This window comes from Bradyrhizobium sp. AUGA SZCCT0177 (genome assembly GCF_018130125.1).
Lineage (GTDB): Bacteria > Pseudomonadota > Alphaproteobacteria > Rhizobiales > Xanthobacteraceae > Bradyrhizobium.
Genome location: NZ_JAFCMA010000001.1, coordinates 428,935 through 440,065, shown reverse-complemented (window position 1 = coordinate 440,065; position 11,131 = coordinate 428,935). Strand labels below are relative to the sequence as shown.

Here is an 11,131-nt window from a genome sequence, read left to right as displayed (position 1 = left end):
CTGCGCATAGACGTTGATCACCAGCGCCGCGAGCAGGATCAGGCCCCGGATCAGGATCTTCAGGAAGCTGTCGATGTTGACGTGGTCGAGGCCGTTGTTGAGGACGCCGAGCACGAACAGGCCGACGACGGTGTTGCCGATGCCGCCGCGGCCGCCGAACAGGCTCAGGATAAGCCGAACAAGAAGGACCCTCCGGTCCTAACCGTAACGGCCCGCTTCCAGCTACACCACAGCCCTTTGCCCCTGCGCGAAGGGGCTAAGTCCCAGCCATTGCTGCATCGATTTGGCGATCGAGCTATCGCCGGTGACCTTGATGCGGCCGGCCTCGACTTCGCTGTTGAGCTTGGCGACGCCCATCCACACCGCAGTCATGGAGCGCAGGGGGCAGCTGACATAGAGGTCGACGTCGTAGCCGGGATCGGTGAGGCAGAGGTCGACCTTCTCGCGATCGACCACCAGCCACCATGATTTCCGGTCGGGCCGCATCTCCGGATAGATGAAATTGATGGTGGTGCGGCGGGGCGGCAGCGGCGTCGGTTGCAGGTTGCGCCGCATGTCCCACATCAACAGCCCGGGATCGAGATTCTTCAGCGACAGCGTCGATTCGACCCAGCGCTGTCCCCAGAAGCCGAGCGCCATGACGATGCCGCGCAGATCTTCGCCCGCTTCGGTCAGCTTGTAGTCCACCACGCCGTGCTGATTGGTTGGCACGGGGACGATCACGCCGGCCTCTTCCAGCTCCTTCAGCCGCTTCGACAGCAGTGTCGGCGACATCCGCGGCACGCCGCGGCGCAGTTCGTTGAAGCGCGTGGTGCCGCAGAGCAATTCGCGCAGCACCAGCGCGGTCCAGCGGTTGCAGAAGATCTCTGACGCCATCGCCACCGGGCAGAACTGCCCATAGCTTCCGCGTTCGCTTTTGTCGGGCAACGGGGATCTCCTCATGCACGCGCGGGGGCAGTACAGATACTATACCGCTCTGGCCTGCCGGCGGCCACATGGAAGCGAATAATCCAGTGTTTACAGTGGGCTCTTTTGCTTGCGGGGCATCGCCGCCGCGGCAGTACACTTCCTGAACTGGAGGGATCTTGCGCCCGGGCCTAGTTTCCGGGGCATTAGACATCTCGCGTACCCGCGAATGTCCCAATGAATGGAGGGATCACCATGAGCAGCAACGCAGCACGTGCCGTCGATGCGACAACGCACCGCAGCCCCGTCGAGATCGCCCGCGAGCTCGGCCCCATCTTCGCCGAGCGCGCCGCCACTGCCACTGACGAGGACCAGTTCGTCGCCGAGAATTTTGCCGCGCTGAAGGAAGCGGGCCTGGTCGAGGCCGGCGTGCCCACCGAACTTGGCGGCGGCGGCGCCAGTATCGATGAGCTCGCCGAAATGCTGCGCATCCTCGGCCAGCATTGCGGCTCCACCGCGCTGGCGTTTTCCATGCACACCCATCAGGTCGCGATTCCCGCCTGGCGCTGGAATGTGCAGAAGGCGGCGCCCGTCGAGCCCTTGCTCAAGCGCATCGCTGCCGAGCGCATCTTCTTGCTGTCGAGCGGCGGCAGCGACTGGATCGGCGGCTCCGGCAAGGCCGAGAAGGTCGACGGCGGTTATCGCATCACCGCGCGCAAGGTGTTTGCCTCCGGCTCGCCGGCGGCGAACCTGTTCATGACCACCGCCGTGCTGGAGAGCGAAGGCGAACCGGCGCAGGTATTGCACTTCGGTTTGCCGATGAACTCGCCGCAGGTGAAGGTGATGGACAACTGGCGCACGCTCGGCATGCGCGGCACCGGCTCCAACGACGTCATGATCGACGGCCATGTGGTGCCGGAAGCAGCCGTTGCGGTGAAGCGCAAGGCCGGCGAATGGCATCCGCTGTTCCAGATCATCGCAACCATCGCGTTCCCGCTGATCTATTCGGTCTATCTCGGCGTCGCCGAGAGCGCCCGCGACATCGCGGTTGGTGTCGCTAAAAAGAAGAAGGTCGATAACCACATGATCCAGCTCGCCGGCCGCATGGACACCGAATTGGTTGGTGCGCGCCTTGCCCGCGAACACATGCTGGCGGCGGTGCGGCTTGATGCGCCTTCGGCCGAGACCATCAACCAGGTGATGACGGGCCGTACGCTCGTCGCTCGCCACGCCATTGCCACCGTGGAGCTTGCGATGGAACTTGCCGGCGGCGCCGGCTTCTACCGTGCCACCGGACTGGAGCGTCGCTTCCGCGACATCCAGGCCGCCCGCTACCACCCGCTGCAGGCCGGCCCGCAGGCGCAATACGCCGGCTCGATGGCGCTCGGCCTGCCGGTGGACAAGGTATTCTAGGATACACGCGACTCTCTTCTCTCTTCCCAAGAGAAGCGGTTGAGGGGTCTGTCTCCTAGCGAGGCAGGCCCATCACCCGTTCGCGATTCTTCTCTCCCGCGCACAGGGAGAGACGCATTGGCGCAACCCGAGTGTTGATTGGGTTCACGGCCTGGATGCCGCCTTCAATCAACCGACCTTTCCCGCAGCCGCTGCGCATAGACGTTGATCACCAGCGCCGCGAGCAGGATCAGGCCCCGGATCAGGATCTTCAGGAAGCTGTCGATGTTGACGTGGTCGAGGCCGTTGTTGAGGACGCCGAGCACGAACAGGCCGACGACGGTGTTGCCGATGCCGCCGCGGCCGCCGAACAGGCTGGTGCCGCCGACCACGACGGCGGCAATCGAGTCGAGCAGATAGGTGTCGAACTCGTTCTGCTGCGCGCTGCCGAAATGGGCGACGCCGAGCATGCCGCCGATCCCCGAGCAGACCGCCGCGATCACCATCACGCTGCCGAGGATGAGCTTGACGTTGAGCCCGGAATATTCCGCCGCCTCGCGGTTACCGCCGACCATGTAAACGTAGCGGCCGAAGCGCGTATAGGTCAGCACCAGATGGCCGGCGAGCAGCATCAGCGCGGCCACGATCACGATGCAAGGGACGCCGCCGATCGATCCCGATCCGAGCGTCGTGATCACGTCGGGCACCTTGTAGGCGATCTGGCCGCGCACCAGCAACGCGGAAATGCCCGCGGCGATCTGCATCATCGCCAGCGTCATGATGAAGGAGGGGATGCCGATCACGGTGAGCCCGAACGCATTGACGACGCCGAGCAGGGCGCAGAGCGCGAGCGCCAGCATGACCGCCGCCCAGCCGGGCATCGGGACGTTGGCGATGTTCACGTAGGATTCCTGCAGCGTGAAATAGGCGACCGCGATGCCGGTGACATTGGCGATGCTGGCGATTGACAGGTCGATCTCGGCGCACAGGATCACGAAGGTGAGGCCGACGGCGATGATGCCGGTCACCGAGACCTGGGTCAGGATATTGCCGAAATTGTCGAGCGTCGCAAACGACGGACTGGCGGCGGCAAAGAAGCCGGTCAGGCAGATCAGCGTCAGGAACGGCGCGATGTTGCGCATCTGCGAGCGCAGGAACCTGCCGACGCTGCGCGGCCGCTTGCGATCCGCCGGGACTGTCGCGCCTTCACTTGCCATTCAAAGTTCTCCTCAAGCCGCTTGCAGCAGGCGGTCCTTGCTGACCATCTCATGAGCGAATTCGCGCACGACTACGCCGCGCTTGAGGACGATGATGCGGTCGGCAAGCGACAGGACCGTCTCCGGTTCGGTCGAAAGCACGATCACGGCCAGTCCCTTGGCGCGCAGATCTCTGACGATGTTGATGACGTCGTTCTTGGCGCCGACGTCCATGCCGCGCGTCGGCTCGCACAGCACCAAAAGGCGCGGCGGATAGCTCAGCCATTTCGCCAGCGCCACCTTCTGCTGATTGCCGCCGGACAGCATGCCGAGTTCGAGTTCGACGGCTGCGGGCCTGATCTGCAACTGTTCGACCTGGCGCGCAGCGATCGAGCGCTCGCGTGCGGGCTTGAGCAACAGGGCAGAGATCCGGCCCAGCACGCTGATCGAGATGTTCTTGTAGACCGGCTCCTGGTGGAACAGCATGGCGCGGCGGCTCTCGGGAACAAAGGCGACGCCGGCGCGCCGCGCCGCCGCGGTGCTGGCGAAGGTCTTGGGCTCGCCGCCCACGATCAGCGTGCCGCGGTCGGGCTTGATCTTGCCGAACAGGATTCGCGCCAGCTCGAGCTGCCCGCAGCCCATGAAGCCGTAGATGCCCAAAACTTCGCCGCCGCGGGCCTCGAACGAGACGTCCTGCAGGCTGCGGGCGAGCGTGAGCTCGTCCGCCTTCAGCACCGCCGGACGATCGGTTGGCGGCGGCAGCATGATGTCGTCGGTATAGGTCTCGCCCAGCGCCTCGCTGCCCTTGCCGATCATGGCTTCGATCAACGCGGCCTTGCTGGTCGCGGCGGATTCCGTCTCGGCGACTTTCCGCCCGTTGCGGAACACCGTCACCGTATCGGAGACGCGCAGGATGTCCTCGATGAAATGCGAGATGAAGACGATGGCGCAACCCTCGTCGCGCAGCCGCCGCAGCGTCGCGAACAGGCGCTCGACCTCAGGCGGCGAGAGGGCGGAGGTCGGCTCGTCGAGAATGACAATGCGGGCGCCCGAGAACAGGACGCGGGCGATCTCGATCAACTGCTGCATGCCGATCGGCAGGTCGCCGAGCCGCGACATTGGATCGACGTCGATGCCGAATTTGGCGAGCTGCTCGCCGGCCTCGCGCGCCATGCGCCGCCACTGTACGAGGCCGAAGCGGTTGGTCGGCTGGGTGCCGAGAAAGACGTTTTCGGCCACCGACAGATCAGGGGCGACGCTCAGCTCCTGATGGACCATGGCGATGCCGGCCGCATGCGCGTCGCGGGTCGAACGGAAACGGGTGTCCTTCCCATCCAGTGCAAAATGGCCGGAGAATTCCGCGTGCACGCCGGCGATGATCTTCATCAGCGTGCTTTTTCCCGCGCCGTTTTCGCCGACGAGACCGTGGATCTCGCCGGCGAACAGCGCAAAATCGACCCCGCGAAGCGCCTCGACGCCGCCGAAGGCTTTGGTGATCCCTCGCAGTTCGAGGATGGGTGCGCGTTGCGGAATCATCAGGCTTCAGATCAGGAAATGATTCTCCATCCACTGCATGCCCGCGGCGTTGGCCTTGGTCACGACCGGGCCGTCCGTTATCACGTGCTTCGGAATGCCCTGACCGCTCTTCTCGCCCCCGGTCACCGCGGCGACGCCCGCGACGATGGCGCCGCCATGGATACGGCACGAAGGATTGCGGACGGTGGCGAACATCCGGCCTTCGCTGACGGCCTGGATCGCCGGCGGCATGGCATCGACGCCGCCGATCAGGATGTTGGTGCGGTTGCGCGCCTTCATGATGTTGTAGGCGGCGAGCGCCATGTCGTCATTGTGGAAGAAGGCGGCGTCGATCTGCGGGTATTTTGTCAGATAGGTCTCCCACAGACGCGCGGCCTTGGTGACGTCCCAATCGGCGGGCTGGGTATCGAGCACCTCGATGTTCGGGAATTGCTTGACGACCGTATTGAAGCCCTTGGCGCGGCCTTGCGCGCCGGTGTGGCCGAGGGCGCCTTGGGTCATGATGATCTTGCCCTTGCCGCCCATGGCATTGCAGAGCGCCTGCGTCACCGAAGCGCCCATGAATTCATTGTCGGGGGCGAGGAAGGAGTGGACGTTGATCTGGTCGAGCGGTGCGATCAGCGTGTCCATGTCGATGACCGGGGTGCCGGCGCTGATCATCTTCTGCACCGGCTGGGTCAGGGTGCCGATGCCGAACGCCTGGATGGCGACGAAATCCCATTTTTGCGACGCCATGTTGTCGATCGCGGCGCGCTGCTTGACGGCGTCGAGCTGGCCGTCGAACCAGGTGACCTCGACGTTGAACAGCTTGCCCCACCATTCCGCGGCCTGCTTGCCCTGCGCGCACCAGGTGGCCTGCAGGCCGGCGTTGGAGAACGCGGCCTTCAGCGGTTTTTCGGAACGTGCGGCCTGCGCGAGCGCCGGGCTCACGCCCAAACCGCCGAACAGCGCAGTCGCTGCGCCGGCGAACGCCGCCGACTGAAGAAGATCACGCCTGGTCGTAGAGGATTTGTCCGTCCCTGACATTGCTTGCTCCCTCGCTTTCATTTTTATGACCGAGGGCGTTGCACGCACCGCGGATGCCCGCAGTGTCTCACACTCGTCGCGCACGCGCTACCCGTTCGCTGATCACGTCATCGCTGAGGGTGCAGAATCGATCGAGCAAGTTGAGTGGAAGCCGTCCTAGCTTGTGCGCTGCAAGACCAACTGCTCGATCTCATCGAGTAATTTCCGCCATGCAGCATCGATCTCAGGCGACCAGTCTTGATCGAGGATTTCGCGCAGGGTCCCGGCGATCACGCCGAAGAATGCGATGAACAGGTCGCGCGGCGTACCGTAGGCGTCATGCGAGGAAATCTCGCACTCGATCATGCGGAAGTGGCCGGTGCGGGGACCTGCGAAATCCAGGATCGCATCGATCGTCAGCGCCAGCATCGAGCCCTTGACCAGCTCGCTGCCCTCGGTCCGGAACATCGTTTGTGTTTCGGGATGTTCGCTGTGCAGGCGGTGATAGACCAGCGGCGTCAGATCCGTGCAGCGGGCGGCTGCGATCTCAAAGCTTCGCTCGATCGGATTGGACGCGATCATGAGGCGTACGCGGTTCGGAGATTCTTGGAACGATTTAGAGAAACGATTCTAGAGCGTTTTCAACCGAGGCGGGCTGCGGTTCGCGTGAAGAAAACGCGTCAAAACAAAAGACTCAAAAAAAAAGAGCAGGGCACGGAGCCCTGCTCAAAAATTGTGTCGACCCTTTTACCTCGAAAATTTGGGTTTGATCTTGATTGACGAGGCGACGCTGCTTGTGCGCGTCAGGGCTCCTCCCGAGACTTGGACCACCAGACTTCAACCTTTCGGCCAGCCTGAGCCAGCACATGTAGACTATCTTTTTCCACTTGTCACCATTTTCAGCAACGATTGATCAAAATTCCAGCAATCTGCGAAATGATTGGAATTGCACCACTATTCCTTGTGGCGCAGGGTCAGTACCCGTACTGGGTCACGGGCGCGGAGGGCCGGAATCGCCGCCTCGATCGGCTGGAACGCATCCAAAACGCCGGGTTATTTGCGCAACACAAGCGGATAAACCGGAAACCCGATCTCGACTTCGGACTCTCTCGGTGATTAGTTCTTGACCCGGATGGGTTTGCAATGCGCGCGCGGCTGAAAAAGTTCCTACCCATAGTCCTGATCGCCTTGTTGGTGCAGATTTTCGCACCGATCGGCGCATGCTGGGCGGCCAGCATCGCGGCCTCCGATCCGATCGCCGCGGCCGTGATCTGTCACGGCAATGCAGATGCCTCCACCGGCCAGAGCGACCAGACCGGGCATCGCGCGCACGATGGTTGCTGTTCGGTCTGCAGCGTGCTCCAGACCGGTGCGCCGGTCGATGTACCGCAAACCGCCGACGCCGTCGTCTTCGAACCCCGGCACGCGCGCGTGGTCTGGGTCGAATTCACAACGGAGCGGTTCGGTTCCCGCGCCGGCTCGCACGCGCAAGCGCGCGCGCCACCCTCTATTTCCTGACCTTTCGAACATCCGAACGATCGGTGCGGCTTCGGCTGCGCTGATCGGTGCAGTTCAATAAGCCGGCCACAGCGCCGGTGTCAGGATTATCAATGTTTCGCTATCATTTCCCCTCGGGCGCGCGCCCGTGCAAGCCCCTGCTTGCCGGCGCCGTCCTACTTGCTTCCATTCCAGCAGCCGCTCAGACAGGCCCGCACGGCGTGTTGCCTCCCGTCACGGTTGACGCCCCCACACAGCAGCGGGCGACCACGACCCGTCCCCCACAACGCGCCGCGGCGCGCACCGCGCGGGCATCTCGCGTTCGAAATCCGGCTCCGGTTGCGCCGGTCGCGAGCGATGAGGGGCAGGGGGCGCGCGGCGCCCTGGCGGTACTGAGTGCACAGCAGGCGTTGGCGGAAATCAACCAGACGCCGGGCGGCGTCGCGCTGGTGCCGGCCGAAGCGTACAGGAATTCGACAGTCGCCAACACCATCAAGGACATTCTGGATTACGTTCCCGGCGTCTTTGCGCAGCCGAAATGGGGTGACGACACGCGGCTTTCGATCCGCGGGTCCGGCCTGTCACGGAACTTCCATCTGCGCGGCGTGCAGCTCTATATGGACGGCATTCCAATGAACACCGCGGACGGCTATGGCGATTTCCAGGAAATCGATCCGACCGCCTACAAATATGTCGAGGTCTACAAGGGCGGCAACGCGCTGCAGTTCGGCGCGAACTCGCTCGGCGGCGCCATCAATTTCGTGATGCCGACCGGCCGCGACCCGTTTCCGAACGGGGTGTCGGCTGATATTGGCGCATTCGGATTCAAGCGGCTCCAAGCCAATGCCGGCGGCGCGAATGGGCCGTGGGACGGTTTCGTCACCGCTTCGACCCAGGCGTCCGACGGCTTTCGCAATCACAGCAGCGGCAGCAGCACGCGCGTCAGCGGCAATGTCGGCTATCAGTTCTCGCCGGATGTCGAGACACGGTTCTATTTCAACGCCAATGAGGTGCGCCAGCGTATCCCCGGCACCGTCACCAAGGCCTCCGCCTTGAGCAATCCTGAAGCCGCCGCTCCCGCAAACGTCATCAATGACCAGCAGCGCAATATCGATACTGTGCGGCTCGCCAACAAGACGACGATCCGGTTTGAAGACACCAAGGTCGAATTCGGAGTGTTCGGCGTCGACCGTCACCTGATGCACCCGATCTTTCAGTGGCTCGATTACAGTTACAAGGACTATGGCGGCTTCGCGAAGGTCACCGACGACCGGTACATCGGCGGCTTCCGCAACCGCCTTGTCGCCGGCGTCAACGTCCTGAACGGCAGCATCGACAACCAGCAGTTCGCGAATATCGGCGGCCAGAAGGGCGCGCTGTTGTCGTCGTCGATCGATCGGTCCAAAAACACCTCCCTCTACATCGAGGACAGCTTTTACTTCTTGCCGAATGTTGCCGCGATCGGCGGAACGCAGTTCCTGTACGCAACCCGCAACCGGCAGGATCGCTTTCTCAGCGATGGCAATCAGTCGGGGGCGACCGAGTTCAGGCTGTGGTCGCCGAAGGCCGGTCTGCTCTGGAATATCGATCCGACCTGGCAGGCCTACGCCAACATCTCCCGAAGCGCCGAGGTGCCAAGTTTTGGGGAAAGTTCGTCCGGAGCGGGGGGCACGCCGGTCATTCCCTTCACCAGCATCCGACCGCAGATCGCCACCACCTACGAGATCGGAACTCGGATGAAGCGGCCCGATTACGCCTGGGAGATCACGGCCTATCGCGCCAACATCCGCGACGAGCTGCAATGTATCTTCGGCAACGCCGCCGGAACCTGTAACGTCACCAACGCCGATCGCACCATTCACCAGGGCATCGAAGCGGGTGCGGGCGCCGCGATTTTCCGCGGCATCTTCAACAACGGCCCGGCGCCCGACAAGATCTGGCTGAATCTTGCGTATACGCTGAACGATTTTCGTTTCGACAACGATCCAAACTATCGCAACAACATCCTGCCCGGGGCCCCGCGCCACTACCTCCGTGCCGAGTTGTTGTACAAGAATCCGACCGGTTTCTATTTCGGGCCCAATATCGAATGGGTGCCGCAGTCCTATTTTGTCGACAACGCGAACACGCTGAAGACCGAGCCCTATGCGCTCGTCGGGTTGAAGGCGGGCTTCGACAATGGCGGTCCGGTTTCGGCCTATATCGAGGGGCGCAATCTGGCCAACAAGGCCTATATTTCGAGTGCGAGCATTATCAATCAGGCAACCGCCACGTCGCCTCTGTTCGAACCTGGTAACGGAAGGGCTGTTTATGCCGGCATGAAGTACCGATGGTGAGGGAGTACGGTATATGTCGCCGGTTTCTCTTCACCAGCGTGGTGGAAATCCGAATGCCGAAGCCGTTCAAACATCGAAAGAACAAGCTATGAAATCAATTCAAATCAAACTCGTGTGCCTGGCCCTCGTAGCGGGCTTGCAGACGGTCCCCTTGCACGCCCAGGAGGTCAAGGCCGGCGGTCTCGTCATCACGCAAGCCTGGAGCCGCGCCACGCCGGGCGGCGCCAAGATCGCGGGCGGATACCTCACCATCGAGAACAAGGGCTCGACGCCGGATCGGTTGATCAAGGGCGCAGCTGACATCTCCGGCAAGATCGAGGTCCACGAGATGGCTGTCAACAATGGCGTGATGACGATGCGGGAACTCGACAAGGGCCTCGCTATCGAACCCGGCAAGACCGTAAAACTCGCGCCGGGCGGCTATCATCTGATGCTGATGGATCTCAAGGGCCCGCTCAAGCAAGGCGACAAGGTACCGGTAACGCTCGAGTTCGAAAAAGCGGGCAAGGTGACGCTGTCGCTCGACGTGCAGGGCGTCGGCGCGCAGGCGCCCGCGCCTGATCATTCGGGTCATTCCGGCATGAAGAAGTAACGGGGATGGCGTGCGGTTCGCCGCTGCGGCCGGTGCAGCGGGCGACCCCGCGTCCACCAGCCATGGCAAGGAACGGGCGGCGCATCATCGCCATTGACGTGAGAGAAGTCCGATCAATTCAGCAGGAACATTTGAGGCCAAAAATGTCTAAGCCAGGTTTACTAGTCGCCGCCGCTGCACTCTGCGCCGCGTCTTCCGCCAACGCGCACGTTACGCTCGAGAAGCGCGAGGCGGCCGTCGGCAGTTATTACAAGGCGGTATTTGCCGTGCCGCATGGTTGCGCGGGATCGGCCACCGTCAAAATCCGGGTGCAAATCCCCGAAGGCGTGATCAGCGTCAAGCCGATGCCGAAGGCTGGCTGGACTCTCGAGACCATCAAGGGAAAATACGCCGCCGAATACGAATATCATGGCAACAAATTCTCCGAAGGCGTCAAGGAAGTGTCCTGGAGCGGGGGCAAGCTCGCGGACGACAATTACGACGAATTCGTCATGGCAACCTTTCTCACCGGTGGCCTGAAGCCGAACACCACGCTGTATTTTCCGGTGGTGCAGGAATGCGAGAAGGGGGTAAGCCGCTGGATCGATATTCCGAAGGCCGGGGCCGGGTCGCATAGTCATGACGGCTCGTCGCCGGCGCCGGGCCTCAAGCTGATCTCGAAGCCGTAAATT

The 11,131-nt window shown here is 62.8% G+C and carries 10 protein-coding genes; 5 read left to right on the top strand and 5 right to left on the bottom strand.

Annotated features, from left to right (window positions below; genetic code table 11):
* Positions 1 to 222 precede the first annotated feature (222 nt).
* Complete coding sequence (locus JQ597_RS02225; protein ID WP_249147164.1) at positions 223 to 876, bottom strand: winged helix-turn-helix transcriptional regulator; 654 nt, start codon at positions 874 to 876, stop codon at positions 223 to 225.
* A gap of 285 nt (positions 877 to 1,161) precedes the next feature.
* On the opposite strand from JQ597_RS02225, the gene JQ597_RS02220 reads away from it, so the two are divergent.
* The gene (locus tag JQ597_RS02220; RefSeq protein ID WP_212262432.1) at positions 1,162 to 2,319 is read left to right on the top strand and encodes an acyl-CoA dehydrogenase family protein; all 1,158 of its coding nucleotides are present in this window, start codon (positions 1,162 to 1,164) and stop codon (positions 2,317 to 2,319) included.
* Positions 2,320 to 2,483: 164 nt separating this feature from the next.
* On the opposite strand, the gene JQ597_RS02215 is transcribed toward JQ597_RS02220, so the two are convergent.
* The 4 genes from JQ597_RS02215 to JQ597_RS02200 all read right to left on the bottom strand — a co-directional run bounded on the left by JQ597_RS02215 (position 2,484) and on the right by JQ597_RS02200 (position 6,617).
* Positions 2,484 to 3,515: an ABC transporter permease gene (locus JQ597_RS02215; RefSeq protein WP_212262430.1), complete on the bottom strand. Its 1,032-nt coding sequence runs from the start codon at positions 3,513 to 3,515 to the stop codon at positions 2,484 to 2,486.
* Between the two features lie 12 nt (positions 3,516 to 3,527).
* Positions 3,528 to 5,030, bottom strand: a complete 1,503-nt coding sequence (locus JQ597_RS02210) for a sugar ABC transporter ATP-binding protein (protein WP_212262428.1) — start codon at positions 5,028 to 5,030, stop codon at positions 3,528 to 3,530.
* A 6-nt stretch (positions 5,031 to 5,036) separates the two neighbouring features.
* Positions 5,037 to 6,056, bottom strand: coding sequence for a sugar ABC transporter substrate-binding protein (locus tag JQ597_RS02205; protein WP_212262426.1), 1,020 nt, complete (start codon positions 6,054 to 6,056; stop codon positions 5,037 to 5,039).
* Positions 6,057 to 6,212: 156 nt separating this feature from the next.
* Positions 6,213 to 6,617 carry a globin gene (locus tag JQ597_RS02200; protein ID WP_212262424.1) on the bottom strand — a complete coding sequence of 135 codons (405 nt, stop codon included), beginning with the start codon at positions 6,615 to 6,617 and terminating at the stop codon, positions 6,213 to 6,215.
* A gap of 561 nt (positions 6,618 to 7,178) precedes the next feature.
* Here JQ597_RS02200 and JQ597_RS02195 point away from each other — a divergent pair.
* The 4 genes from JQ597_RS02195 to JQ597_RS02180 all read left to right on the top strand — a co-directional run bounded on the left by JQ597_RS02195 (position 7,179) and on the right by JQ597_RS02180 (position 11,128).
* Positions 7,179 to 7,553, top strand: a complete 375-nt coding sequence (locus tag JQ597_RS02195; protein WP_212262422.1) for a DUF2946 domain-containing protein — start codon at positions 7,179 to 7,181, stop codon at positions 7,551 to 7,553.
* Positions 7,554 to 7,645: 92 nt separating this feature from the next.
* On the top strand, positions 7,646 to 9,868 hold the full coding sequence (locus JQ597_RS02190) for a TonB-dependent receptor family protein (RefSeq protein WP_212262420.1): 2,223 nt from the start codon (positions 7,646 to 7,648) through the stop codon (positions 9,866 to 9,868).
* An 88-nt stretch (positions 9,869 to 9,956) separates the two neighbouring features.
* Positions 9,957 to 10,460 (top strand): copper chaperone PCu(A)C, encoded by a 504-nt coding sequence (locus JQ597_RS02185; RefSeq protein WP_212262418.1) that lies wholly within the window; start codon positions 9,957 to 9,959, stop codon positions 10,458 to 10,460.
* Positions 10,461 to 10,603: 143 nt separating this feature from the next.
* Positions 10,604 to 11,128 carry a YcnI family protein gene (locus JQ597_RS02180; RefSeq protein WP_212262416.1) on the top strand — a complete coding sequence of 175 codons (525 nt, stop codon included), beginning with the start codon at positions 10,604 to 10,606 and terminating at the stop codon, positions 11,126 to 11,128.
* The last annotated feature ends 3 nt before the right edge of the window (positions 11,129 to 11,131 follow it).